Genomic DNA, 25896 nt, shown 5'->3' on the forward strand with positions numbered 1-25896 from the left:
CGAATCGACGGTGCTGATGAGAACCTCACGGTGTGCGGGCCCGCCGGGTTCAGTCGGACGTCGTGTCCGTCCCGGTCCGAGCGGTAGATCTTCAGCCAACTGCACAGTTAACTGAAGATATGGTAGCTTCGGGTCGTGGTTGACGAACAGGACTCGAGGACCTCGGCGGTAGCGGCCGATGTACGGATGGTGCTCGGCCAACTCGTTCGTCGCCTGCGGCAGCAGACCGAGGACAGTGGCCTGACGAAGTCGCAGATCGCGACGCTGGTCCTGCTCGAGCGGGACGGGCCGATGACGGCCACCGAACTGGCTCGCGCGCAAGGGATTCGGCCGCAATCGATGGCGGCCAATGTCTCCGCGCTCGAAGCGGCCGGGGCCATCACCCGCAGTCAGGACCCCGACGACGGCCGAAAAACCTTGCTCGCCATGAGCGACAGCGCCCGCGAGCACTACCGGGCCGGCGAACTGATCCGGCAGGACTGGCTCACGCACGCGATGACCGCGACCCTCACGCCCGAGGAAATCGAGCAGGTCGCCGCGGCCATCGACCTGTTCGGTCGGCTCGCCCGATTCTGAACTGCCGCTAGCAGGTTCATCTAGGAGATTTCAATGCCCGCCAACCCTCTCGGCATCGCCCTGCGCAACCGGCGCGCCGGGCACCACACCCTGGTGTGGGCTCGCCCCGAACTGCAAGCGCCGGAGAACTTCACACTGACCAGCCCCGCCTTCGAACACGGCGCACCCATCCCCGCCAAGCATCGCGGCCGGATGTTCGGCGCGAACATCTCACCCGCCCTGGCCTGGACGCCACCACCGGCCGGAACCGTCGAACTGCTGCTGATCGTGGAGGATCCGGACGTGCCCATCGGCCGGGCGGCCATCCACGCCCTCGCCCTCGGCATCGACCCGGAACTGCGCGGCATCCCCGAGAACGGCCTGGCCAACCCCAGCCCCGTCGCCGGTATCCGGCACGGCCGCGGCCCGCTCGGCCGTCGCGGCTGAGCCGGACCCATGCCGGTCCGCTCGCACGGCCCGCACGCCTACGTCTTCCAACTTTTCGCCCTCGACCAACCCTGCCCGCTGGCCGCGGGCGCGACACTCGACGCGGTCACCACCGCGATCGCCGATCACACCATCGGCCGCGCCCGCCTGGACGGAACCTACGAAATCCGTTGACAGCCAACCTGATCCGAGCCCCAAAAGGCCCCACCGGGAGGCAGTCACATGAACCCCAAACACCTGCTGTGCGCAATCGCCCTCACCGGCCTCGCCGTCACCGCAACCCCCGCCGCCGCCGACCCACCCATGAGTTCTCACTGGCGACCGAATCCGAAGTACTGCAACGACTCCGGGGTCGCCTGATCCAGGCTGGGAAGGACTACACACTGATCTTCACACCGGAAGGGACGGCCTATGAGCCGTTGTTCCAAACCTGAATACCGCGTCTCGGGGCTGCCAAGAGTAGCGGGAATCCTGTTGCGATCGCAGGCGAGCGTGGTCATTGTTCGGTATGGATTCTGATCTGGCGCAGCATTATTCGGATATCGCGGAGGATGACCGGCTCACCAGGACTCCACATGGGCGGCTGGAGTTCGTGCGGACACAAGAGTTGGTTCGGCGCGTACTCGTAACGCCGATGGCGGTACTGGATGTCGGTGGCGCGACGGGCGTGCACGCTCGGTGGCTGGCGGCGGATGGGCATTCTGTGCAGTTGATCGACCCTGTGCCTCGTCATATCGAGGCTGCCGCTTCGGTGCCCGGAGTGACTGCACGGCTGGGTGATGCGCGGCAACTACCGGTCGGGGACGGCAGTGCCGATGCCGTGTTGCTGCTCGGCCCGCTCTACCACCTCACCGAATCCGAGGACCGGGCAACGGCATTGGCGGAGGCGAGGCGGGTACTCCGCCCCGGGGGCGTGCTGATCGCGGCGGGAATCAGCCGTTATCTGTCGATCCTGGAGACGGGGTCCACCGGCCGTCTCGATGATCAGCTCGCACCGTCCGTGTCGGCCGTGATCGCCAGTGGCGACTATGACGGGCACGTGGGGTTCGTTCGAACTCATTGGCACACAGCCGAAGAACTTCGAGCCGAGGTTCGCTGCGCGGGTTTCGGGGACGTGGAGGTCTACGGCGTCGAAGGGCCGAGTTGGCCCGCGCTCGATCACGCCGGACTGGCTGAACTCCCCACCTTGCTGCGCGCCGCGTTGGACTGTGCACGACTGCTCGAGCGGGATCCGCTGATGATCAACACCAGTGCGCATCTGCTGGCGATCGCTCGACTGGATCAGTGACCGGCCTCAGGCTATAAAACCCCTCGCAGGCAATCAGTTTCCTGACAAATGCCGGGTCGTATTGCAGGCTCAGGCCGGTTCGACGCGTTGCGGGGGTGGGGGAGGAGGGGGCGATGTCTCGGGGTGAACCCTGATTTGTCCCGGATTTCGGGGTTGACCTGGTGATTTTCTCAGGTCGGGCACGCAGTATGGATGGTGACGGATCGCGTGGACGGCGGTTCGGAGACTAGGAGGAATGAAATGTTCTGGAAGATCCTCGGGATCGTCGTCCTCGTGTGGATCGCCTTCGCGATTCTGGGTGCGCTGATCAAGAGCCTGTTCCCCATCCTGCTCGTGAGCGCGGTGATCTTCGGCCTGTACCTGATCTACAAGGCGGTGTCGTCGAAGGACAAGTCGCCGCTGGGTAAGTACTGATCCGTTCGGGTCGCGCGAGACCGTTCACCACCGGATTGCCGGGGTGGGCGGTCTTTGTTGTTCGCTACGTATCATCGCGGCATGGCTACTGCTGTCGTCGCCACCGCATACGGTGGTCCAGAGGTGTTGTCGCTTGCCGAGGTCGAGGTTCCCGCGCCCGGTCCGGGTGAGGTCACCATCGCGGTGCGGGCCGCCGGGGTGAACCCGTTCGATCACAAGCGCTACAGCGGAATGTTCGGGACCGACCCGGCGGCGCTGCCGCTGCGGTTGGGACTCGAGGTGGCCGGAGTGGTCACCGCGGTCGGAGCCGACGCGGTGGGACCGGCCGGACCGATCTCGGTGGGAGACGAGGTGATCGCACCCGTCTCCGGTGGGTACGCGTCGGCGGTGAACGCACCGGCCGCGCGCGTGGTGCCCAAGCCCGCCGATGTCGATTGGAAGCAGGCCGCCGGAGTGCTGTCGGTCGGCGGGACGGCGGTGCACCTGCTCACCGCGACCGGTGTCGGACCGGGGGACACCGTGCTGATTCACGGTGCCGCGGGCAGTGTCGGTGCGATTGCCGCGCAGTTGGCGGTGGCGCGGGGCGCGCGGGTGATCGGTACCGCGGCGGCCGGTCGTCACGAGCGGTTGCGCGGGTACGGCGTGGAACCGGTGGAATACGGTGCGGGCCTGGCGGATCGGGTGAAAGCCTTGGCCCCCAATGGAATCGACGCCGCCATCGACACCGTGGGCACGGACGAGGCGGTGGATGTCTCGCTCGAGCTGGTGGCAGACCGGGACCGCATCGCCACCATCGCCGCGTTCGCTCGCGCGGGCGCGGACGGCTTCAAGGCCCTGGGCGGCGGTCCGGGTGCGGACGCGGGCACCGAGATTCGCGCCAATGCCTGGCGCGAACTCCTGGAATCGCTGTCGGCGGGCAAGCTCGATCTGGTGATCGCCAAGACCTTCCCGCTCACCGACGTCGCCGCCGCGCACGAGTTCGTGCTCGACGGGCACGCGGGCGGCAAGGTCATCCTGCTGCCCTGAGTCACGGGTGCGGATCGAGCGCACAACTTTTTAGGCGATTTATCCCATGTGCCTGACGCGCGCGGCATATGTTGTTGCCCACAACATATGCCGTGTCCGGTCGCAAACCAGTGGCCGTCGCGTGAAAGGTCACCCTGATGAGGACGAAAAGCACGCTCCCGCCGATGGACTCCGGTCGTCGGCGAATCCGGCCGGGCTACGCGGCCGCCGCACTGGTGCTATCCGGTCTGCTGACCGTCACCGCCTGCGGATCCAACTCCAGCAGCAACAACACCTCCACCTCCAACGCCCCCTCCGGCGGCGGCGCCAACGGCACGGTCGGGGTGATCCTCCCCGAGACCGCCACCTCCGCCCGCTGGGAATCCTTCGACAAGCCGCTGATCACCGCGGCACTGCAATCCGAGGGCTTCGACGCCGACGTGCAGAACGCCCAGGGCGATGTGCAGAAGTTCTCCAGCCTCGCCGACGGCATGATCGCCAAGGGCGTCAAGGTCCTGGTCATCGCCTCGATCAACAGCGAGATCGGCGGCGCGGTCGCGGCCAAGGCGCAGAAGGCCGGCATTCCGACCATCGACTACGACCGCCTCAACCTCGGCGGATCCTCCGACTACTACGTGTCTTTCGACAACGTGCGGGTCGGTGAACTCCAAGGCCAGGGTCTCGCCGCCGCGCTCAAGGACAAGCAGGGCGCGCAGGTCATCGAGATCGAGGGCGCGCCCACCGACAACAATGCCACCCTGTTCCATCAGGGCCAGGAGAAAGCCCTTCAGCCCCTTTATGATTCGGGTGCGTTGAAGCTGGTGCGCAGCCAGGCCATCGACGACTGGAACAACCAGAAGGGCGGCACCACCTTCGAGCAGATCCTCACCGGCAACGGCGGCAAGGTCGACGGCGTGGTAGCGGCCAACGACGGTCTCGCCGGTGCGGTGATCACCGTGCTCAAGAAGAACGGCCTCAACGGCAAGGTGCCGGTCACCGGGCAGGACGCTACTCTCGACGGGCTCAAGGCGGTGCTGCGCGGCGATCAGTACCTGACCATCTTCAAGCCCATCAAGGACGAGGCCGAGAACGCCGCCAAACTCGCTGCCGCACTGGCCAAGGGCGACAAGGCCGCCGCGGATGCGCTGGCGCAGGGCGTGAGTCAGGACCCCAAGGGCAAGCGGGACGTGAAATCGGTGCTGCTGCAACCGCAGTCGATCACCCGCGCCCAGGTCAAGGTGGTCACCGACGCCGGATTCGTGAAAGCCTCCGACCTGTGCACGGGTGACGTCAAGTCCGCCTGCACCGAACTCGGCATTTCCTAGGAGCCCGACGTGAATGAGCCGCTGCTCCAGATCACCGGACTGAACAAGAGTTTCGGACCGGTGCACGTGCTGCACGACGTGGACCTCACCGTGCCGGCGGGCGAGGTCACCGCACTCGTCGGCGACAATGGCGCGGGCAAATCCACGCTGGTGAAATGTGTTGCCGGAATCCACGCGGCCGACTCCGGCGAAGTGCGATTCCGGGGCGAACCCGTTCACCTGCGTGGTGCCAAGGACGCGGCGGCGCTCGGCATCGAGGTCGTCTACCAGGATCTCGCGCTGGCCGACAACCTCGACATCGTGGCCAATATGTTCCTCGGCCGGGAGCGCGGCAAGCCGTGGCTGCTGGACGAAGCGAGCATGGAGGAGGCGGCGCGGCGCACCCTGGCCTCGTTGGGGGTGCGCACCGTGAAATCGGTGCGCACCCCGGTCGCGTCACTGTCCGGTGGACAGCGACAGACGGTAGCGATCGCGAAAGCTGTGCTCTGGAACAGCAATCTGGTGCTGCTCGACGAACCGACGGCCGCGCTCGGCGTCGCACAGACCCGGCAGGTGCTGGATCTGGTGCGGCGACTGGCCGAACAGGGCCTCGGCGTCATGCTGATCAGCCACAACCTCGCCGACGTGTTCGAGGTGGCCGATCGGATCGCGGTGCTGTACCTGGGGCGGATGGTCGCACAGGTGCGCACGGCGGATGTCACCACCGCACAGGTGGTGGAGTTGATCACCGCCGGTCGATCCGGCGAATTGGGTTTGGCGCGACCGGAATCGGCGGTGCTGTGATGGATGGCGCGGTGCGGAAGGAAACCACCGAGATGACGCAGGCCGCCCCGGATCCGGGCAATGCGATCACCGACTTCGGAATCGACACCACGACGCTGTCGACTCGGGAAGCGTTGCGGGACTACCTGGCCCGGCTGCGGGGCGGCGAGATCGGTTCGCTGCCGGCGCTACTCGGCCTGGTGGCACTGGTCGTGCTGTTCTCGCTGATGTCGGATGTGTTCTTCTCGCTCAACAACATCGCCAACCTGCTGGCGCAGGGTGCGGGACAGACCATCATCGCGATCGGCATCGTGTACGTGCTGCTGATCGGCGAGATCGACCTGTCGGCGGGCACCGCGTCCGGAGTCGCGGCGGCGGTGCTGGCCATGCACTTCGTGCAGAACGGGAACCTGCTCAACGGCATGGGTTCCACCGTCTTCTACATCTTCAACGGGCTCATGGTGCTGGCCGCCGTGCTGGCCGGACTACTGCGCATCTGGCCCGGAGTCGCGTTGTCGCTCATCGGAATCGGGATCACGGTGATCGGCTTCCAGGCCAATCCGTGGATCGAGATGCTGCTGGCGGTGTGCGTGGGCGCGGCCATCGGATCCATCACCGGATTCCTGATCGCCAAGATCGGGATGCCGTCGTTCGTGGTGACGCTGGCGCTGTTCCTGGCGTGGCAGGGCGTGATCCTCCAATTGATCGGGGAGGGAGGGGTTTTGGGCATCAGCTCCTCGCATGTGCTCGATCAGGTCGCCAATGGGAACCTGTCGACGATCGGCAGCTGGGTGTTGTGCGTGGTGGCGGCCGGCGGCTACGCGGGGGTCACCCTCGGCGGGCATCTGCTGCGCCGCAGACGCGGCCTGGTCACCTCGCCGACGCTGCTCATCGGGGTGAAAGTGGCAGCGGTGGTGATCTTCGCGATCGTGGTGACCGCGTTGATGACGGTCAACCGCTCGCCGAACAAGATCATCGTGATCTCCGGCGTGCCGTACGTGGTGCCGATCGTGCTGGTGCTCATGGTGGTCGGCACCTACGCCCTCAACCGCACCACCTACGGTCGCCACATCTACGCCGTCGGCGGCAATGCGGAGGCGGCCCGGCGCGCGGGCATCAACGTGACCCAGTTGCGCGCAAGCGTTTTCGTGATCAGTTCGGCCTGCGCGGCCGTCGGTGCGATCGTCTACTCCTCGAAGGTCGGTTCGGTCGACCCGCAGGCCGGTGGACTCAACACCCTGCTGTTCGCGGTCGGCGCGGCCGTCATCGGCGGCACCTCGCTGTTCGGCGGGCGTGGGCGGGTCTCCGACGCGGTGATCGGTGGCGCGGTACTGGCCGTGGTGTCCAACGGTCTGGGCCTGCTGCGGCAACCCGCGGCGGTGGTCTCCATCGTGACCGGACTGGTGCTGCTGCTGGCCGCCTCCGTGGACGCGATATCGCGGCGGCGCGTGGCGGGTGCGGGGCAATGAACCCCGCAATGGTATTGCTGAGTTCATGACGGTCGCCCGACCGGACGAGGTCCGCCGCTACAACCGGTCGAGCCTGCTCCGGCTGCTCCACACCGCCGGACCCGCCACCCGGGCCGCGCTGGCAACAGCGCTGGGGCTCAACCGATCCACCATCAAGATGCTGGTCGACGGGCTCGCCGAGGACGGCGTGGTGGAGGAGCGGGTGCCGCGGCAATCCCGTGGCGCGGGACGGCCCTCGCTGCTGGTGCTGCCGCAACCGGAGGCGGCGGTCGTGCTCGCGGTGGACGTGCAGGTCGAGCACGCCGGGATCGCGCTGGTCGGATTCGGCGGGCAGATGATGGGCCGCAACAGCTGGAATCTGCGTGGGCGGCAACGGGATCCGGACGAGGTGATCACGCACGTCGCCGAATCCGCGGCCGTACTCGCCGAGGATCTGGGCTTGACTGCGATCGCGGCGGGCGTGTGCATTCCGGGGGTGGTGCGGCGCGCGGACGGACTCGTGCACGGGGCGGCCAATCTGCGCTGGGGTGAGGTCGCGCTCGGGCAACGGCTGGGAACGGTGCTGAACATGCCCGTCGTGGTCGGCAACGACGCCGAATTCGGTGCGCTGGCAGAGCATGTCCGCGGCGCCGGCCGCGGATCGTCGGACACCGTGTTCGTGTCCGCGGATGTCGGGGTCGGCGGCGGACTCATCTCGCAGGGGTCGCTGCTGCGCGGCTCGGCCGGGTATCTCGGCGAGATCGGGCATATGACGGTGAATCCCGGTGGTCGGTCGTGCCACTGCGGCAACCGGGGCTGCTGGGAGACCGAGGTGGGGGAAGCCGCGCTGTGCCGGGCGCTCGGCATGCCCGAGCACGGGCCGCGCGGGGCGATCGTCGCGGAACTGCGCGCGCTGCACGGGGATTACGGGGATCGGCTCGACGATTACCTGGAATGGCTGACGCTCGGACTGGTGAACGTGGTCAATATCCTGGGGCCGGAACTGGTGGTGCTGGGCGACCTGTTCACCGCGTTGCCCGATTCGGCTGTCACCCGCGTCGCCGACCAGGTTCGCACCCGCAGCATGGTCAGCCGGGCGCTGGGCGGGGTGCGGATCGAAAAGTCGCGGCTGGGCGGTGATCTCAAACTGCTCGGCGCGGCCGAAGCGGCATTCGAAGGCGTGCTCGCCCTGTTGTGATGACCCAAATCGCGGGGTGAAGCGGTGCGGTGCGGTTGAATTGGGGCATGGAACAGCTCCCCGAGGACTGGCAGCGCGGGATCGTCATCGTCGCGCATCCCGACGACATCGAATACGGTGCGGCCGCCGCCGTCGCGCGCTGGACCCGGCAGGGCAAGGACATTCGCTACGTGCTGGTCAGCAGCGGGGAAGCCGGGATCGCCGGACTGCCACCCGCCGAATGCGGGCCGCTGCGCGAGGACGAGGAACGGACCTCGGCCAAGATAGTCGGGGTATCGCAGGTCGACTTCCTCGGGTACCCGGACGGACGCATCGAGGAAAGCCTGGCGCTGCGGCGCGACCTGGCCGCCGCGATCCGCCGCCACCAGCCGGAAATGGTGGTGCTGTTCAACTTCGGGGACGTGTGGGCGCGCGGATACGCCAACTCCGCCGACCACCGGGCCGTCGGCCGCGCCGCCCTCGACGCCGTCTCGGACGCGGGCAACGAATGGATCCACCCCGAAATCACCGACCACCCGGCCTGGTCCGCGCGCTGGGCCGCCGTCTACGGCGTCGCAGACGGCAGCCACGGCCTCGACGTCACCGACACCTTCGAGGTCGCCGTCGAATCCCTCACCGCCCACGCCCGCTACCTCGAGGCACTGAGCCCCGAGCCCGTTCCGGCCCAGGCCCGCGCCGTACTGGAAATGACCACGGGCCCGAAGGAAGGGTTCGACGCCGCGCGCGCGCTGAGCTTCGAGCTGTACCGGTTCGCGGGCTGACCGAGGCCGCGAGCGAACCTTCCTGATCCGCCGCACCACGCCCGGCATCGAGGTCGCGGAGATACGGAACGCGGATGAATCGGACCGCCGCTACACGTCTCCGACTTCGGCGGCTCTAAGCTGTGCGCCAAGTCGCGGAGAGGCGGGTCGGCGCGCCCAGTCGCGGAGAACCGGAACAGCGCGCCGAAGTCGCGGAAAGGCGGAACAGTTCATGCGAGTAGCGGTGGTGGCGGGGCCCGATCCCGGACATGCGTTTCCGGCGATGGCACTGTGCGTGCGATTGCTGGAAGCCGGTGACGAGCCGGTGCTGTTCACCGGGCCACGCTGGTTCGACGCCGCGCGCGACGCGGGAATCGGGGTGCGGCGGCTCAAAGGCCTGGCACCGCGCCCGGAGGACGACGACGAAGACGCCGGCGCGCGCATTCACCAACGCGCGGCACACATTTCGAGCGAGATCCTGCCCGAGATGAGCGCCATGCTGCCCGACCTGGTGGTCTCCGATGTGCTCACCGTCGGCGGTGGCCTGGCCGCCGAACGGATGAAGCTGCCGTGGATCGAGCTGTCACCGCATCCGCTGTACCTGCCGTCGAAAGGGTTGCCGCCCATTGGAAGTGGACTGGCGGTCGGCGAAGGCGTGCGCGGGCGAGCCCGGGATTCGGTGCTGCGCGGACTGACCTCACGAGCCATCCGCAAGGGTGAATTGCAGCGTGAACAGGCGCGCGCGAGTATCGGCCTGCCGCCGGAGGATCCGGGTCCGGTCGCCCGCCTGATCGCCACCCTGCCCGCCCTGGAAGTGCCACGTCCGGACTGGCCGGACAACGCGCACCTGGTCGGCCCACTGCTGTGGGAACCCACCAACCACGTCCTGGACCTGCCGCCCGGCGACGAACCCCTGGTCATGATCGCCCCCTCCACCGCACAGACCGGCACCGTCGGCATGGTGGAGACTGCGCTGGCCGCCCTCGACGGCGCGGGCGTACGCGTCGCCATCTCCATGCTCGACACCCCACCCGCCGACCTCCCGCCCTGGGCCACAGCCGGTTTGGGCCGCCAGGACGAGATCCTGCGCCACGCCTCCGTGGTGATCGGTGGCGGCGGCCATGGCCTGCTCGCCAAATCCCTGCTCGCGGGGGTACCCATCGTCACCGTCCCCGGCGGCGGCGACCAGTGGGAACTCGCCAACCGCGCTGTCCGCCAAGGCAGTTCGGTCCTCATCCGCCCCCTCACCCCCGAATCCGTCCGCGCCGCCGTCGACCAGATCCTCGCCGACCCGGCCTACACCGCCGCCGCCCGCTCCGCCGCCACCGGCATCGAGGTCGTCACCGACCCGATCGCCATCTGCCACGACGTCACCGAGTCCGCCCGCGCCAGCTGACCCCACACCGACCGGGCATCCGCATGCCGGGCGCCGGCCGCTGCTCGGTGGTTGCCGGGGGTGGAGGCCGGTGGCGTAGGCTCGCGGCCGTGCGATTGACGGAGTTCCAAGAGCTGTTGCATACCGAATTCGGTACGGCGCGCGGTGATGTGCTGCTGACCGATCATGTGCTGCCGTCCATCGGGCGGACCGGCGCGCAGGCCATCGAGTCCGGGGTGGATCCGCGGGACGTGTGGCGGGCGCTGTGCGCGGAATTCGACGTACCGAGATCGCGCTGGTGAATGCGTTCCCGCCCGCGGTCACCGCGGTGATCGGGTCCGCGCCCGAATTGAGCGACGATCATGAAGGTCAGAGCGGTGGGGTGGTCCGGGTCAACGGGACGCACTGGCTCAAGCGGGGAGCTGAGGCGCGGGCCGAGGTCGAGCGGTATCGGTGGCTGACACGGCAGGGGATGCCGGTGCCCGAGATCGTGGTGTTCGAGGCGGACGTGCTGGTGCTCGCCGACGCCGGAGTGCCGAGTCTGGCTTCGGCACAGGTGGATTCGCCGGGGACGCTGATGGGGGAGACGCTGCGTCGGTTGCACGCGCTACCGGTCGCGGACTGCCCGTTCGACTCGCGGCTCGAGACGATGCTGACGTGGGCGCGGCGGCTGGTGGCCGATGGGCTGGTCGACACCGAGGACTTCGATGACGACAACCTCGGGCGGACACCGGAATCGGTGTTGGCGCAGCTGATCGCCGAGCGGCCCGCAGTCGAGGATCTTGTTGTGGTGCACGGGGATTACACGCCGTCGAACGTGCTCGTCGGCGGAATTCTGATCGATATCGGGCGGCTGGGCGTCGCCGACCGGTACAAGGATGTGGCGCTCGCGGTGCGGGATCTCGGCGATGATTTCGGGCCCGGTGAGGTGGAGGCGTTCCGCACGGCCTACGGGCTGGACGATCCGGATCCGGTGCGGCTCGAGTACTACCGGTTGCTCGACGAACTGTTCTGACGGCGTGAGCTATTCGCCGTCCGCCTGGGTCTTGCGGGCGTAGTGGCGGGTGGCTTTCGCGCGATTGCCGCAGGTGGTCATGGAATGCCAGCGGCGGGTGCCGTTCTTCGAGGTGTCGTAGAAGAACAGGACGCAGTGTGGGTGCGCGCACTGTTTGATGCGATCCGGTGCGGTGGCCAGCAGGTGTAGGAGATTGTCGGCGGCCAGCCAGGCGGGTAGCCATTCGGGATGAGCGACATCGGGTTCGGTGGCCGGGCCGTCCGCGGTGAGCAGACGGCGGATGCGGCCGTGATCCAGGACCGTGTTGAGGTCCTCGACCGTCTCACCCTTGACCGCCCGCAGGATGGCCTGCCGGGCGGAGATCACCGCCTTCAACGTCGCCTCGTCGGCGGGCAGATCGAGGGTGTTGTCGGCCAGCCACTGCCGCAATCCGGCCACGTCCGTGAGCAGGTCCTGGGGGCCGTCCGCGGAGATATAGCGGGTGTTGAGCAGGTCCAGGGCCAGCGGTTCACCGAGGTGGGGGCGGGGATCGGGCACGTCTGAGGGTAACCGTCGCGTGGCGGGCATCGGCTCGACGACTCCTCTCTAACTGTTGAAACTCCGTAAGGAGGTTGACTCCACGATAGGTGCGTGGCTACTGTTTAACCAGTCAAACCACATTTGATGGTTATAACTTCCGGAAGGGTCACCCATGACTTCCCCCGCACTCGCCACCGGGCACATCGGCCTCAATGTCACCGATCTGGACCGGTCGGTGGACTTCTACCGCAGCGCCCTCGGCCTCGAATCCCTCGGCGCGGGCGGCGAAGGCGCGCAACGCTTCGCGTTCCTCGGCCGCGACGGCAAGCTGCAGGTCACGCTGTGGCAGCAGAGCGACGGTGAGTTCTCGGTGAAAACGCCCGGCCTGCACCACCTTTCGTTCCAGGTCGACAGCATCGACCAGGTGCGGGAGGTGGAATCGGTACTCAAACAGCTCGAGGTGTCCTTCGCCCACGACGGCGTCGTTGCCCACGGTGAAGGCGCGTCCTCGGGCGGCATCTTCTTCCTCGACCCCGACGGCATCCGGCTCGAGGTCTACGCACCCGATGGCGCGCAGGACGCGCCCGCCCCGAGCGGCGCGGCACCCACCTGCGGATTCTTCTGAAAACCAGCCACCCGTAATCGAATTCGGAACAGGGTGCGGCCGCCCACCGGCGGCCCACTCGACGGGAGACAGCCATGAGCGTCGCATTCCATCCCGGGGAACTGGCCGTGCAGGACCGCATGGGCCAGGCCGAGATCGCACAGCACGTCGGCCGGATGATCCGGCCCGATATTCCGCCCGCCGCCGCGCAATTCCTGGCGCTGCAACCCGTGATCGTGGTGGCCGCCGCCGACACGGCGGGCCGACTGTGGGCCAGCCAGCTCAGCGGGCCGCTCGGGTTCGTGCACGCCTCCGGCGACCGGACCATCGAGATCGACACGGTGCCGGCCGAGGGTGACCCGCTCGCCGAATCACTGCGCAGTCCAAGCCATCTCGGCATGATCGCGCTGCAACCGCAGCTGCGCCGCCGGATGCGGGTCAACGGCAGCGCCACGCCGACCGCGACCGGCTTGCACCTCGACACCGACCAGGTGTACTCGAACTGCCCGAAATACATCTCCCGGCGCAGTGTCGAAACCTGGTCGGCGGACGGGCCCGTGACCGTGCGCCGCAGTACCGCCCTCGATGCCGCGCAGCAGCGGGTCGTCACGGACGCGGACGCCTTCTTCATCGCCTCCGCCGATCCGAACGGCAATGCCGACGCCTCCCACCGCGGCGGCAATCCCGGCTTCCTACAGGTACTTTCGCCGACCCGGCTGCGCTGGCCCGACTACCGCGGCAACTCCATGTTCATGACCCTCGGCAATATCGCCGCCGACCCGCGCTGCGGGCTGCTCATCCCCGGCTGGCGCACCGGCTCCACCCTGCAACTCACCGGCACTGCCGAAATAACCTGGGACGAAACCACGTTCACCACCGGAGCCCAGTGCTCCATCGACTTCACCCTCACCGAGGCGGTCGAGATCTCGGGTGCCACACCCCTGCGCTGGAGCGAACCCGAACTGTCCCCGGTCAACCCCTGACCCGCACCGACCCGAGAGGCTGCCGACATGCGACCCCCATTGCCACCGTTCGACCTGGAATCGGCGCGCGCCAAGGTCCGCGCCGCCGAGAACGCCTGGAACACCCGCGACCCGGAAACCGTCGCGCAGGCCTACACCGAGGATTCCGTCTGGCGCAACCGCGACGAATTCCTCACCGGCCGCGCCGAAATCGTGGACTTCCTGAAGCGCAAATGGGCCGTCGAGAACGGCTACGCCCTGCGCAAGGAACTCTGGTCCTACACCGAGGACCACATCGCCGTCCGCTTCCAATACGAATGGCACGACGACAACGGCCAATGGCATCGCTCCTACGGCAACGAACTGTGGGAATTCGCCCCCGACGGCCGGATGTCCCGCCGCGAAGCCAGCATCAACGACACCGACATCCCCGAATCCGCCCGCCGCATCCACGGCCCCCGCCCCGAAGGCGACAACACGCCCCTGCCCCTGCACTGACCCAGCAAGATCAAGGAGCTCCCACCGTTCGAATTCGGGTGAATTCTCGCGGTGGGAGCTCCTTGATTTTGTTCCTTACTGTCAGCCGACCGGCACCGGGAGGGGTTCGGGGGCTGCGGCTACCCGCTCCTGCGCCCGGAACAATCCGAAAGCGGCCAGGCCACAAAGGATTCCGACGGCCGCCGCGACACCGACCGCGGTATCCAGACCGGTCACGAAGTGCGACAGGCTCATCGAGTGCGCGTCACCGGCCGCACTGCGGAACACCGTGCCCAGCAACGCGACACCCAGCGCCAGACCCAGCTGCCGCGCGGTGTTGATCGCGCCCGCCGCGGTCCCGCTCTGCTGCGGCGGCACCGCCGCCATCCCGACCGCCGTCAGCGCCGGAGCCACCATGCCGACACCCGCGCCGATCACCACGAACCCGGGAAGCAGTGCCAGCCAGGACGATCCGGTATCGATGATCGTCAACAGTCCGCTGCCCGCGCCCAGCAGCACCAGGCCCGCACCGATCGACCAGCGCGGCGAGACATCGTGCAGCCGACTGCCGAACGCACCCGACACCACGAACGCGGTGACCGCCATCGGCAGCATCGACAGGCCCGCGTGCAATGCGGACAGGTGCAGCTGCTGCTGCAACCACAGCGACACCAGCGGGTTCGAGGCGAAGGCCGCGAAACTCAAACCGGCAGCGGCGATCAGGGTCGCCGAGAAGCCCGTGTTGCGCAGCAGCTGCAACGGCAACATCGGTGCGGCACTGCGGGATTCGATCACTCCGAAGGTGATCAGGGCCAGCACGCCGCCGACGATGGTGGACAGCGCCAGACCATCGCCCCAGCCGTGCTCACCGGCCCGGATGATGCCGTAGGTGACCGCCGTGGCCGCCACCGCGAAGGCCAGCATGCCGGGCAGATCCAGCTTGCGATCGGTGCGGCGCGGCGACGGGCCGAACGCGATCAGCGACAGTGCGATCGTGACGGCGGCGATCGGCAGGTTGACGAAGAAGATCCAGCGCCACGACAGCAGATCGGTCAGCACACCGCCCAGCACCACACCGATACCGGCCGCGGCACCCGCCACCGCACCCCACGCACCGAACGCGACACCCCGATCACGGCCGGTGTAGGTGGCGTGCAACAGCGACAGTGTGGTCGCGAACATGGCCGCGCCGCCGATACCCTGCGCCGCCCGGGAGGCGACCAGGATGTCCGAGGTCTGGGCGACTCCGCAGGCCAGCGAGGCGGCGGCGAACAACACCAGGCCGGTCAGATACATCGGCTTCGCGCCGATCCGGTCGGCCAGCGAACCGAAGATCAGCAGCAGTGCGGCCAGGGCGAGGGCGTAACCGTCGACCACCCACTGCAGACCGGACAGGCCGGTGCCGAGATCGACGGCGATGTCGGGGAGCGCGACATTCACGATGGTGACGTCGATGAGCAGCATGAGCGTGCCCAGGCACGCGGCGAAGAGTGGGAGCCACTTCCGCATGGGAACCTCCAGGAGAGCGAACGATTTCGACTCAAAGGATGCATCTGCCGCACTTATCCCCATAGTCAGCTGGTGGAATGCGGTAGATTCCTCCAATGGATCGTGAAATCGTCGAGGAATCCTCTGTTCTCGATGTTCTCGACAAGCAGATCGTGCACGGGCTCGTCGTCGACGCGCGGATCCCGTTCGCCAAGCTCGGAGCGCTGCTGGGAGTCTCCGAACAGACGGTCGCCCGCCGGTACCGGTCGTTGCGCGGTCGTGGGATGCTGCACGTCGCGGGCCAGGTGAACGCGGTTCCGCTCGGGCACACCCGCTGGATGCTGCGGATCAAGACCGCGCCGGGGCGCGCGCTCGCACTGGGCGAATCCCTGGCCCGGGTACCGGAATTGAGCTGGGTGGCGGTACTGGCCACCGGGTTCGAGGTGGCGTGCGTCTGCCGGCCGCGCACCGCCGAACGGCGCGACGAGTTGATGCTGCGGCTGCTGCCGCGCATCCCGCACGTGACCGAACTCAGTGCGCACGAGGTGTTGCGGCAGTTCCCGTTCGACGAGGAGTGGCCGCGCTACAGCTATCTGTTCACCGAAGACCAACTGCGCGAACTCGGTCCGCGACCGCCCATGTGGGAGCCCGCCGGTCCGAAGGCGCCGGTCACGCTGTCGCGGGAGGACGAGGCGATGCTGGCGGTGCTGGCCCGCGACGGGCGTGCGCCTTATGCGCAACTGGCCGACGCCACCGGGTGGAGCGCCACCCGGGCGGCCCGCCGGATGGCCGAGCTGGTCGCCGCCGGGGTGCTGTACTTCGACCTCGACTTCGCTTTGGAGAGAATGGGTTACGCCACTCGCGGGGTGCTGTGGTTGCGGGTGCGGCCGGGAGAGTTGGAGGCGGCGGGACGTGCGATCGCGACGCATCGGGAGGTCGCCTACGTGGCGGCGACCACCGGGACCTCGAATTTGATGGTGTCGGTGGTGTGCCGGGACTCGGCGCACCTGTATCGCTATGTGACCGAACGGATCGGTGCGCTCTCGGGGGTCAACAATGTCGAGGTGCTGACCTCACTGCGGCAGTTCAAGCAGTCGCAGTCGCTGATCTCGGCGGAGCGGATCGAGGTGCTGCCGTGAACGACTGAGCGGTGCTGCCGTGAATGTCGGAGTTGCGGGGTAGTTGCCGCCAGGTGTTTCGCGTGTCGGCCCGCGCGTCGCTTGCGTCGAACATCTGTTCGTCTAAGCTCGGCGTCGGAACTTGTCGGTGCCTCCCTCTAACGTGGGCGCCAACCACAGATTGAGACATACCCGTCGAGAAGGGGAACCAGGCGATGGCACCACAGGCATTCGACCGCGACAAGGCACTCGAACTGGCGCTGGCCCAGGTCGAGAAGAGCTTCGGCAAGGGCGCGGTCATGCGTCTGGGCGAGGAAGCGCGCCAGCCCATTGCGGTCATCCCGACCGGATCCATCGCGCTGGACGTGGCGCTCGGACTGGGTGGTCTGCCGCGCGGCCGCATCGTCGAGATCTACGGCCCGGAATCTTCGGGTAAGACCACCGTCGCCCTGCACGCGGTCGCGAACGCGCAGGCCGCCGGCGGTGTCGCCGCCTTCATCGACGCCGAGCACGCGCTGGACCCGGACTACGCCCGCAAGCTCGGCGTCGACACCGACGGTCTGCTGGTCTCCCAGCCCGACACCGGTGAGCAGGCCCTGGAAATCGCGGACATGCTGGTCCGTTCCGGCGCCATCGACATCATCGTCATCGACTCCGTCGCCGCCCTGGTGCCGCGCGCGGAAATCGAAGGCGAGATGGGTGACAGCCACGTCGGTCTGCAGGCCCGCCTGATGAGCCAGGCGCTGCGCAAGATGACGGGTGCGCTCAACAACTCCGGCACCACCGCCATCTTCATCAACCAGCTGCGCGAGAAGATCGGCGTCATGTTCGGCTCTCCCGAAACCACCACCGGTGGTAAGGCGCTGAAGTTCTACGCCTCGGTGCGCCTGGACGTGCGCCGCATCGAGACCCTGAAGGACGGCACCGACGCGGTCGGTAACCGTACCCGCGTGAAGGTCGTCAAGAACAAGGTCTCGCCGCCGTTCAAGCAGGCCGAGTTCGACATCCTCTACGGCATCGGCATCTCCAAGGAGGGCTCGATCATCGACATGGGTGTCGAGCAGGGCTTCATCCGCAAGTCCGGCTCCTGGTACACCTACGAGGGCGACCAGCTCGGCCAGGGCAAGGAGAACGCCCGCAAGTTCCTACTCGAGAACACCGACGTGCGCGACGAGATCGAGAAGAAGATCAAGGAAAAGCTCGGCATCGGCGCGGACGTCACCGCCGCGGAAGCAGCCCCGGCCGACTTCTGATCGATGACCACTCGGGAAACCGAAGGGCCCCGGCCTGATTCGCCGGGGCCCACCCCCGAACTCACCGCGGTGGAACGCCTCCGCCGCCAACTTGAGGCGCGCGCGGCCGCACGCCCCCGCCCCTCCCGCGCCCCGGCCCGCGAACCCAGCCACGACCTCTTCGGCCGCGACTCCGCCGACCCCTACGCCTCCACCAACTCCTGGAACTACGGCCCGTCCGCTGGCGCAGCCTATTCCGGCGCGAACGAACCGCCCGCCCCGGAGGCCGGAAGCACCTGGCGTACAACAGAACCCGTCGCAGAAGCCGCTCCGCCCGCGGACCGCGAGATCATCGCCGATCCCGAGGCGTCCCTTGTCGACGAAACCGAACCGACGGCCTCGCGCCGTACCGCGCGCCGCCCGGACTTCGGCTCCGCCGCAACCGATTCCATCGACACCCCGGATGTCCCCGAGCGGGACACCGACCGTCGTTCGCCCACCGGGCGACGCCGCTCGCCGGGGCAGTGGCGAGAGGAAGCGCCCACTGCCCCCGGCGACGGTGGGACGCGGGAATTCGAATCCTCCCCGCCGCGAGCAGATTTCACTTCGGCAGACCACGCTCGCGACGCCGAGTCCGCGCGGCAAGCCGAACTTGCCGCAAAGGCCGAAATCGCGGCAGCAGAACAGCAGCGCGCCGCCGAATCGGCCAGGGAGGCAGAACTCGCCGCCGCCCGAGCAGCACTCCCACCCGAGGAGAAACTCCGCGCCGCCCGAGCCATCCTCGCCGAGGCAACCGCCCTCGCCGCCAAGGGAACCGCCACCGGCACTCGCCGTGCTTCGTCTCGCAACGCACGCTCGGTCGCCAGTGCGAATCCGTCCGCCGGTCAGGATGATGCTGCGGAACCGTCGCACCACGCCGGGCGATCCGGCGATTCCGCCGCACGAACACGCACCGGTGCTGCGATCCGTCGCGCCGTGGATGCCGTAGCGGGAGGCGTTGCGGGATCGCCGAATTCGGGCAATCACCCGTTTGTGGAAGAGCCCCGTCGAGCGGCATCCGGGGGGAAGGCTGAATCTGCGGATGCTGGCCCAATGGCGGCGGATGCGGGAGAGAGCTCGGCGGACGCGAAGCTGCGGGCTGCCCGTGCCGCGCTTGCTGAGGCCACCGCAGTCGCTGGGGAGTCCGTCGATGCGCCGGGGGAGCGTGAGTCGGGTCGGGAGTTCGGTTCGGCTGCTGGGCGATCGGGGGACGACGCAGGCTCTAGTGGTGCCTACGGGCGGGGTGGGCGGTATCGGCGTGGGGAGGATTCGGGCGAAGAGGGCTCGGAGCGTCGGGATAGGCGTGGGCGGCGGGGACGGCGGGGGGCGTCCGGTGATGGTGAGGGTGGGGGCGAATTCGGTGCGGGGGAGGAGGGCTCGGGGCGGGGGCAACGGCGGTATCGGCCTCGGCCTCGGCCGGGGGAAGTTGTCGAGTTGCCGGGTGGGGGGACCGATTCGCAGGCGAAGGATCTTTGTCTGCGGTTGTTGACCGATCGGGCTCGCAGTCGGGCGGAGTTGGCTGATCGGTTGGCGGCCAAGGGGTTCAGTGTGGCGGTGGCCACGCGGGCTCTGGACCGGTTGACCGAAGTCGGGTTGATCGACGACGAAGCGTTCGCGCAGCAGTGGGTGTATTCGCGGCACACCTATGGGGGTAAAGGGAAGAAGGTGCTTGCGGAGGAGCTGCGCCGCAAGGGGATCGATCCTTCGGTTGCGGAGCCCGCGCTCGAAGCGATCACCTCCGAGGCCGAGCACGCTCGCGCCGTGGACCTGGTCCGCAAGAAGCTTCGCACCCTCCCATCGGATATGGACCGCGACAAAGCCACCAACCGCCTCGTCTCGATGCTGGCCCGCAAGGGCTACACCCCCGGTACGGCATACGGCGTCGTAGTCGCCGAACTCGCCGAATCCGGACTGGTCCGCATCCCGAAACAGCCCAAAACACCCCAGGCGCCCGGCTTGTCCCGCACCGCGAAGAAATCCCCTTCGCGCCCCGACCCCACCCCGGACGACGACTCCGACCCCGACGCAGGCGAATCACCCGCCGACGACCACGAATCCGCCGCCGAACTCATCCGCTCGAAAATCCGCACCCTCCCCCAAAACCTGGACCGCGACAAAGCAACCCGCCGCCTCGTCGGCCTCCTCGCCCGCCGCGGCTACAGCGCCTCCGTCGCCTACACCGTCGTCAAAGCAGAATTGGCCGCCGCAAACTACTTCTGACCGAATGCCTCCTGGATTGGAGCGATGCTCCCCGTGCGGCGCGCCGGTTGTCGTCGATGATGCCGACTGCCGGCTCGTCAACTCGAATTGCCCAATACGGCATGAGGCATTCGAGAGCGCCCCTCACTGCGGGCGGTGCTTCTCGGCCTGGTGCAGCCCGACATCGACTAGTGGACTACGCCGCCGGGGCGGCGATTGGCCGATGCCCGGCGTGAGTTGCGGTGGGGCGCATGGTGCGGGGAGCGGGCTGGGCCGGTGGAGGGGCGGACGGTTCGGGTGATGGCTGGAGTGCCGCGTGGCTCGGCTCGGCGTTCGCGGTCTTTGCGGAGGAATGTCAGGCCTACTCCGGCGGTGAAGGCTGCCAGGCCTGCCAGTAGTGGGGCGACTATCGAGATCAGGAAAAGCGCGAAGATGAATTCTCTTCGAGCGCTGTCATCTTCGTTCATGAAATCGAGTATGCGAGGTCAGCGGACCGCTTGTCCCCGGCTCGGGTGAGTTGTGATCGTACGAGCCGGGGTGTCGGCTATTTCGGGGGGAGGGGGCTGTCGGTTTTCACCAGATCTATGCCCGGGGCGGCAGTGGACGCGGTGGCAGGTAGGACGGTGCGGGGGCCGCGGCGGCGGGTGCGCAACCATTTCTCCAGGCGGGTCGCGACGACCGTCAGCAGGTAGTTGAGGACGATCATGATGATCGCGACCACCAGCAGGGACGGGATCGGGTTCTGTTCGGCGGCGCCGAGCTGAGCGCCCGCGCGGACGATTTCCTGATACGTGATCTGGTAGGCCAGCGCCGAATCCTTCAGCGCCACCACCATTTGCGAGACCAGCGCGGGCAGCATCGCGGTGATCGCCTGCGGCAGCAGGATCGTCACCATCACCTGGGTCTTGCGCATGCCGAGCGCGACCGCGGCCTCGGTCTGGCCCTTCGGCAGCGATTTGATCCCGGAGCGGACGATCTCGGCGATCACCGAACCGTTGTAGATGGTCAACGCCGTCACCGCCGCCGACAACGCCAATTGGTCGGAGGGAAAGATGTTCTCGCTGGAGAACAGATTGAACAGGAAGATCATCAGGATCAGCACCGGAATGGCGCGCGCGATCTCCACGATCGTGCCCGCGATCCAGCGCACCGCGCGATGATCCGACAGCCGCAGAATGCCGAAGAGCATGCCCAGCACCAGGGCGAACACGATCGACAGCAGCGCCGCCTCGAGCGTGCCGCGCAGACCCGGCAGCAGATACGTGCTCCAGATCTGGCTCTCGGTGAACGGCTTCCACTTCGCGGCCGTGAACTGCCCCTTGTCGGCCAGCCCGTGATAGACCAGCCACACTGCGGCGGCCGCGATCACGACCACGACCACCGAATACAGTCGATACCGAAGTCGCGCGCGGGGGCCCGGCGCGTCGTAGAGAACCGATGCCGTGGTCATCGCGCCACCTCGAATCGTTTGGCGAGCCAGCCGAAGAACAACCCGGCGGGCAGGGTGAGGATGACGAACCCGAGTGCGAAGATCGCGCCGATGTTCAGGGCGGCGGCTTCCTTCTCGTTCATATCCGCCATCAGCAGCGCGGCCTCACCGACACCGATGGCCGAGGCGATCGTCGAATTCTTGGTCAGGGCGATGAGCACACTGCCCAGCGGCGCGATCACCGCGCGAAAAGCCTGCGGCAGCACCACCAGTCGCAGGTTCTGCCCGAAGGTGAACCCGAGCGAACGCCCGGCCTCCGACTGCCCGAACGGCACCGTGTTGATGCCCGACCGCAGCGACTCGCACACGAAAGCCGCTGTGTAGACACTCAACCCGAGAATCGCGAAACGATAGTTGTTCTCCGCGATATCGTTCGGCCCGCTCGGCGCGAGCCGGTAACCGAGGGTGGAATACAAACCCAGGGAACAGAACACCACGATCAACGTCAGCGGCGTATTGCGGATGATGTTCACGTAGGTCGTGCCCAGAAAGCGCGCCACCGGAATCGGCGACACCCGCATGGCGGCGACGAAAGTCCCGATGATCAGTGCGAACAGCCCCGAGTACAGCGTCAGTTTGATGGTCACCCAGAACGCGTCGAGCAGCCGGGTGTGGTACTGGGAGATCAAGTCGAACATGGTGGCCGTCCCTCCGATCGGAAACCGAAGCGCGCCGGGCGGTCTCGTTGGACACCACCCGGCGCGCTACCTCGAGTCAGTTCGCGCTCACCTGCGGCGGGGCCGGAATCTCGTAGCCGGTCCCGGCGAAGTTCTTCTCCAGGGCCGCCTTCCACGCACCGGTGGAGATCATCGACTGGATGGCGTCGTTGATCTTGCCGCGCGAATCGGAGTCGCCCTTCTTGAGGCCGATGCCGTAGTTCTCGGTCGAGAAGGTCTTGCCGACCACCTTCAGCGCACCCGGCGACTGCGCCGCGTACCCGCGCAGAATGATGTCATCGGTGGTGACCGCGTCCACCGCGCCCGACTTCAACGCCTCCACGCACAGCGAGTAGGTGTCGTACTGCTGCAGCTGAACTTCCTTGGCGTACTTGTCCTGCACGTTCTGCGCGGGCGTGGAACCCTTCACCGAGCACAGCTTCTTGCCGCCGTTGAGCGACTCCGGCCCGGTGATGTCGGTGTTGTCCGAACGCACCAGCAGCGACTGCCCGGTCACGAAGTACGGGCCCGCGAAATCGACCTTCTGCTTGCGGGCGTCGGTGATCGAGTAGGTCGCGACGATGAAATCGACCTGGCCGTTCTGGATCAGCGTCTCGCGCTGCGCCGACGGCGACTCCTTGAAGGTGATGTTCTCCGGCTTCACATTCAGCTGCCCCGCCACATACTTGGCGACGTCGACGTCGAAACCGCTGTAGCTGCCGTCCTTGTTGAGCAGTCCCAGGCCGGGCTGATCGAATTTGATGCCGATGGTGAGCTTGCCGTCGGCGGCGTGCTGAGTGGCGGTCTTGTTGCTGCCGCCGCCACAGGCGGTGACGGTGAGCGCCAGGGCGGCGACACCGGCGGCGATCCGCAGCGCGTGATTGATCCGCATCGGGGGTCCTGTTCTCTCAGTGGCTGAGGATCTTGCCGAGGAAATCCCGGGCGCGATCCGATTTCGGTGCGGTGAAGAAGGATTCGGGGTCGGTGTCCTCGATGATCTGGCCGTCGGCCATGAACAACACCCGGTTTCCGGCGCGGCGCGCGAAGCCCATCTCGTGCGTGACCACCAGCATGGTCATGCCGTCGTGGGCCAGCTGCACCATGACATCCAGGACCTCCGACACCATTTCGGGGTCCAGCGCCGAGGTGGGCTCGTCGAACAGCATCACCTTCGGATCCATGGCCAGCGCCCGCGCGATGGCCACGCGCTGCTGCTGACCGCCGGAGAGCTGCGCCGGATACTTGCTGGCCTGCTCGGCGATGCCGACCCGGTCCAGCAGCTCCAGCGCGCGAGCCCGCGCCTTGGCCTTGTCGATACCGCGCACCTTCACCGGAGCGAGCATCACATTGTCGAGAATTGTCTTGTGCGCGAACAGGTTGAACTGCTGGAACACCATGCCGACATCGGCGCGCAGCCGGGCCAGCGCCTTGCCCTCGTCGGGCAGTTTCACCCCGTCCACGGCGATCTCACCGGAGTCGATGGTTTCCAGCCGGTTGATGGTTCGGCACAGCGTCGACTTGCCGGAGCCCGAGGGTCCCACCACGATCACGACCTGCCCCCGGGGCACTTCGAGATTGATGTCACGCAGTACGTGCAGCGAGCCGAAGTGCTTGTCCACATTCCGCATCGAGAGCATGGGCGCGGATGTGCTGATGGAATCGGCAGCATCGGTCATGACCAGTGACCCTATCCACCCTGTGCCCGATTTGCTCGTCTTTGGGTGGCGCATGACCGCTAGGTCGGAATTCGACATGGTCTCGTAACCCTGGGGTGGGGCTGTGGATGGGCTGCGAAATCGGGGCTCACGGGAGACCCCGGGGCACCCGCTCGAACCGGATGGGGTTTAGGGGCCTCGGAGGCCAGCCATTACCCTGGTTGGGTGAATTCGTTGGCGCAGGTTTCAGCACGTGGTGAGGCAGTCCATGTCGACGCGCGGACCTACGAGGTCCGTACCTTCGGCTGCCAGATGAACGTGCACGATTCCGAACGCCTCTCGGGGCTGCTCGAGGACGCCGGATATGTGAAGGCCGACGCGGATACGACCGCCGACCTCATCGTCTTCAACACCTGCGCGGTGCGCGAGAACGCCGACAACAAGCTGTACGGGACGCTCGGGCATCTCGCGCACCGCAAGGCGGAGCGGCCCGGCATGCAGATCGCGGTCGGCGGCTGTCTGGCGCAGAAGGACCGCGACATCGTGGTCAAGAAGGCGCCCTGGGTGGACGTGGTGTTCGGCACCCACAACATCGGCTCGCTGCCGGTGCTGCTGGAACGCGCCCGCCACAATGAGGAAGCCCAGGTCGAGATCCTCGAATCGCTCGAGGCGTTCCCGTCCAATCTGCCCGCCAAGCGCGAGTCCGCGTACGCGGGCTGGGTGTCGATCTCGGTGGGCTGCAACAACACCTGCACGTTCTGCATCGTTCCGGCCTTGCGCGGCAAGGAAGTCGACCGGCGGCCCGGCGATGTGCTCGCCGAGGTGCGCGCACTCGTCGATCAGGGTGTGCTCGAGGTCACGCTGCTGGGGCAGAACGTCAACTCCTACGGCGTCTCCTTCGCCGACCCGACCGAGCAGCGCGACCGCGGCGCGTTCGCGAAACTGTTGCGCGCCACCGCGACCATCGAGGGTCTCGAGCGGGTGCGCTTCACCTCCCCGCACCCGGCCGAATTCACCGACGACGTCATCGAGGCGATGGCCGAGACGCCGACCGTGTGCCCGCAGCTGCACATGCCGTTGCAGTCCGGCTCGGATCGCGTCCTCAAGGCGATGAAGCGCTCCTACCGCAGCGCGAAGTTCCTCGGCATCATCGAGAAGGTGCGGGCGGCCATGCCGCACGCCGCCATCACCACCGACATCATCGTCGGCTTCCCCGGCGAGACCGAGGAGGACTTCCAGGCCACCCTGGATGTGGTGCGGCAGGCGCGCTTCACCAGCGCCTACACCTTCCAGTACTCGATCCGGCCGGGCACGCCCGCCGCGACCATGCCCGACCAGCTGCCCAAGGCGGTCGTGCAGGAACGCTACGACCGGCTCATCGAGTTGCAGGAGCAGATCTCCCTCGAAGGCAATCAGGCGCTGATCGGCACGACGGTCGAACTGCTGGTCGCCGAGGGCGCGGGCAAGAAGAACGCCGCGACCGCGCGCATGAGCGGTCGTGCCCGCGACGGCCGACTGGTGCACTTCCGTCCGCCCGTCGACCTCGCGCCCGGCAGCGAGATCCGGCCCGGCGATGTCATCACCACCGAGGTCACCGGTGCCGCGCCGCACTATCTGGTCGCCGACGGCGCGGTGCTCTCGCATCGGCGCACCAGCGCCGGGGACGCGCACGAACGCGGCATCACGCCCAAGACCGCACCCATCGGTGTCGGCCTGGGCCTGCCGAGCATCGGCGCGCCCGTGGTCGTGCCGGTCGCCGAGTCCAGCTGCGGTTCCGCCTGCGGCGACTGAACGGCGCTGCCTGCGGCGACCGAACTCGGGGCCGGTGACAACTACGCAGCGTCATAGGGCAGTATCGAGCGGGAATCACGCCGCACGATCGAGGA

General features: G+C 67.5%; 26 protein-coding genes and 2 pseudogenes. 21 read left to right on the forward strand and 7 right to left on the reverse strand.

Annotated elements, in window-relative coordinates; all coding sequences use genetic code 11:
• Positions 1-135: 135 nt before the first annotated feature.
• The 14 genes and pseudogenes from OG300_RS03725 (at position 136) to OG300_RS03790 (ending at position 11572) form a co-directional block, all read left to right on the forward strand.
• The gene (locus tag OG300_RS03725) at positions 136-576 is read left to right on the forward strand and encodes a MarR family winged helix-turn-helix transcriptional regulator (RefSeq protein ID WP_405492146.1); all 441 of its coding nucleotides are present in this window, start codon (positions 136-138) and stop codon (positions 574-576) included.
• Between the two features lie 192 nt (positions 577-768).
• Positions 769-1176 (forward strand): annotated as a pseudogene (locus OG300_RS03730) (YbhB/YbcL family Raf kinase inhibitor-like protein).
• A gap of 48 nt (positions 1177-1224) precedes the next feature.
• Positions 1225-1362, forward strand: coding sequence for a hypothetical protein (locus OG300_RS03735; protein WP_405492148.1), 138 nt, complete (start codon positions 1225-1227; stop codon positions 1360-1362).
• A gap of 148 nt (positions 1363-1510) precedes the next feature.
• On the forward strand, positions 1511-2290 hold the full coding sequence (locus OG300_RS03740) for a class I SAM-dependent methyltransferase (RefSeq protein ID WP_405492150.1): 780 nt from the start codon (positions 1511-1513) through the stop codon (positions 2288-2290).
• A gap of 240 nt (positions 2291-2530) precedes the next feature.
• Positions 2531-2704 carry a hypothetical protein gene (locus tag OG300_RS03745; protein WP_405492152.1) on the forward strand — a complete coding sequence of 58 codons (174 nt, stop codon included), beginning with the start codon at positions 2531-2533 and terminating at the stop codon, positions 2702-2704.
• An 81-nt stretch (positions 2705-2785) separates the two neighbouring features.
• On the forward strand, positions 2786-3730 hold the full coding sequence (locus OG300_RS03750; RefSeq protein WP_405492153.1) for an NADP-dependent oxidoreductase: 945 nt from the start codon (positions 2786-2788) through the stop codon (positions 3728-3730).
• 164 nt (positions 3731-3894) lie between these two features.
• A complete protein-coding gene (locus OG300_RS03755) occupies positions 3895-5034 on the forward strand; it encodes a sugar ABC transporter substrate-binding protein (protein WP_405492155.1) in 1140 nt (379 codons plus the stop codon).
• A gap of 9 nt (positions 5035-5043) precedes the next feature.
• Positions 5044-5817, forward strand: a complete 774-nt coding sequence (locus tag OG300_RS03760) for an ATP-binding cassette domain-containing protein (protein ID WP_405492157.1) — start codon at positions 5044-5046, stop codon at positions 5815-5817.
• A gap of 11 nt (positions 5818-5828) precedes the next feature.
• Positions 5829-7265 carry a sugar ABC transporter permease gene (locus OG300_RS03765; protein WP_405492159.1) on the forward strand — a complete coding sequence of 479 codons (1437 nt, stop codon included), beginning with the start codon at positions 5829-5831 and terminating at the stop codon, positions 7263-7265.
• 25 nt (positions 7266-7290) lie between these two features.
• A complete protein-coding gene (locus OG300_RS03770) occupies positions 7291-8442 on the forward strand; it encodes an ROK family protein (RefSeq protein WP_405492161.1) in 1152 nt (383 codons plus the stop codon).
• 47 nt (positions 8443-8489) lie between these two features.
• A complete protein-coding gene (locus OG300_RS03775) occupies positions 8490-9203 on the forward strand; it encodes a PIG-L deacetylase family protein (RefSeq protein WP_405492163.1) in 714 nt (237 codons plus the stop codon).
• A 211-nt stretch (positions 9204-9414) separates the two neighbouring features.
• Positions 9415-10578: a glycosyltransferase gene (locus OG300_RS03780; RefSeq protein WP_405492165.1), complete on the forward strand. Its 1164-nt coding sequence runs from the start codon at positions 9415-9417 to the stop codon at positions 10576-10578.
• An 89-nt stretch (positions 10579-10667) separates the two neighbouring features.
• Positions 10668-10859: a DUF3046 domain-containing protein gene (locus tag OG300_RS03785; RefSeq protein ID WP_405492167.1), complete on the forward strand. Its 192-nt coding sequence runs from the start codon at positions 10668-10670 to the stop codon at positions 10857-10859.
• Positions 10823-11572, forward strand: coding sequence for a phosphotransferase (locus OG300_RS03790; protein ID WP_405492169.1), 750 nt, complete (start codon positions 10823-10825; stop codon positions 11570-11572). The genes OG300_RS03785 and OG300_RS03790 overlap by 37 nt, the downstream gene beginning before the upstream one ends.
• A gap of 9 nt (positions 11573-11581) precedes the next feature.
• Here OG300_RS03790 and OG300_RS03795 read toward each other — a convergent pair whose 3' ends face one another.
• Entirely contained in the window at positions 11582-12109 is a 528-nt protein-coding gene (locus tag OG300_RS03795) for a CGNR zinc finger domain-containing protein (RefSeq protein WP_405492171.1), read from the reverse strand.
• 154 nt (positions 12110-12263) lie between these two features.
• Here OG300_RS03795 and OG300_RS03800 point away from each other — a divergent pair, with 154 nt between their 5' ends.
• The 3 genes from OG300_RS03800 (at position 12264) to OG300_RS03810 (ending at position 14155) form a co-directional block, all read left to right on the forward strand.
• Positions 12264-12716, forward strand: a complete 453-nt coding sequence (locus tag OG300_RS03800) for a VOC family protein (RefSeq protein ID WP_405492173.1) — start codon at positions 12264-12266, stop codon at positions 12714-12716.
• 74 nt (positions 12717-12790) lie between these two features.
• The gene (locus OG300_RS03805) at positions 12791-13678 is read left to right on the forward strand and encodes a pyridoxamine 5'-phosphate oxidase family protein (protein ID WP_405492175.1); all 888 of its coding nucleotides are present in this window, start codon (positions 12791-12793) and stop codon (positions 13676-13678) included.
• A gap of 27 nt (positions 13679-13705) precedes the next feature.
• Entirely contained in the window at positions 13706-14155 is a 450-nt protein-coding gene (locus OG300_RS03810; RefSeq protein WP_405492177.1) for a nuclear transport factor 2 family protein, read from the forward strand.
• Positions 14156-14236: 81 nt separating this feature from the next.
• Here the strand turns inward: OG300_RS03810 and OG300_RS03815 are convergent, their stop codons facing one another.
• Positions 14237-15643, reverse strand: coding sequence for an MFS transporter (locus OG300_RS03815; protein ID WP_405492179.1), 1407 nt, complete (start codon positions 15641-15643; stop codon positions 14237-14239).
• A 95-nt stretch (positions 15644-15738) separates the two neighbouring features.
• On the opposite strand from OG300_RS03815, the gene OG300_RS03820 reads away from it, so the two are divergent.
• From OG300_RS03820 to recX, 3 genes and pseudogenes are all read left to right on the forward strand, one after another.
• Positions 15739-16761, forward strand: coding sequence for an Lrp/AsnC family transcriptional regulator (locus tag OG300_RS03820; protein WP_405492181.1), 1023 nt, complete (start codon positions 15739-15741; stop codon positions 16759-16761).
• A 194-nt stretch (positions 16762-16955) separates the two neighbouring features.
• On the forward strand, positions 16956-17993 hold the full coding sequence (recA, locus tag OG300_RS03825) for a recombinase RecA (RefSeq protein WP_405492183.1): 1038 nt from the start codon (positions 16956-16958) through the stop codon (positions 17991-17993).
• 1452 nt (positions 17994-19445) lie between these two features.
• Positions 19446-19913: pseudogene (gene recX / locus OG300_RS03830) on the forward strand (recombination regulator RecX); the annotation flags it as partial.
• A 485-nt stretch (positions 19914-20398) separates the two neighbouring features.
• On the opposite strand, the gene OG300_RS03835 reads toward recX, so the two are convergent.
• The 5 genes from OG300_RS03835 to OG300_RS03855 all read right to left on the reverse strand — a co-directional run bounded on the left by OG300_RS03835 (position 20399) and on the right by OG300_RS03855 (position 24031).
• Entirely contained in the window at positions 20399-20677 is a 279-nt protein-coding gene (locus tag OG300_RS03835; protein ID WP_405492185.1) for a hypothetical protein, read from the reverse strand.
• Between the two features lie 77 nt (positions 20678-20754).
• A complete protein-coding gene (locus OG300_RS03840; RefSeq protein ID WP_405492187.1) occupies positions 20755-21660 on the reverse strand; it encodes an amino acid ABC transporter permease in 906 nt (301 codons plus the stop codon).
• On the reverse strand, positions 21657-22337 hold the full coding sequence (locus tag OG300_RS03845; protein WP_405492189.1) for an amino acid ABC transporter permease: 681 nt from the start codon (positions 22335-22337) through the stop codon (positions 21657-21659). Before OG300_RS03845 ends, OG300_RS03840 begins: the two co-directional genes overlap by 4 nt.
• Before the next feature lie 76 nt (positions 22338-22413).
• Positions 22414-23247 (reverse strand): glutamate ABC transporter substrate-binding protein, encoded by an 834-nt coding sequence (locus OG300_RS03850; RefSeq protein WP_405492191.1) that lies wholly within the window; start codon positions 23245-23247, stop codon positions 22414-22416.
• Between the two features lie 16 nt (positions 23248-23263).
• Complete coding sequence (locus OG300_RS03855; RefSeq protein WP_405492193.1) at positions 23264-24031, reverse strand: amino acid ABC transporter ATP-binding protein; 768 nt, start codon at positions 24029-24031, stop codon at positions 23264-23266.
• A gap of 213 nt (positions 24032-24244) precedes the next feature.
• Between OG300_RS03855 and miaB the strand changes: the two genes are divergently transcribed.
• On the forward strand, positions 24245-25801 hold the full coding sequence (miaB, locus tag OG300_RS03860; RefSeq protein WP_405498459.1) for a tRNA (N6-isopentenyl adenosine(37)-C2)-methylthiotransferase MiaB: 1557 nt from the start codon (positions 24245-24247) through the stop codon (positions 25799-25801).
• Positions 25802-25896 lie beyond the last annotated feature (95 nt).

Source organism: Nocardia sp. NBC_00511 (assembly GCF_045161165.1).
In the GTDB taxonomy this organism is placed as follows: domain Bacteria; phylum Actinomycetota; class Actinomycetes; order Mycobacteriales; family Mycobacteriaceae; genus Nocardia.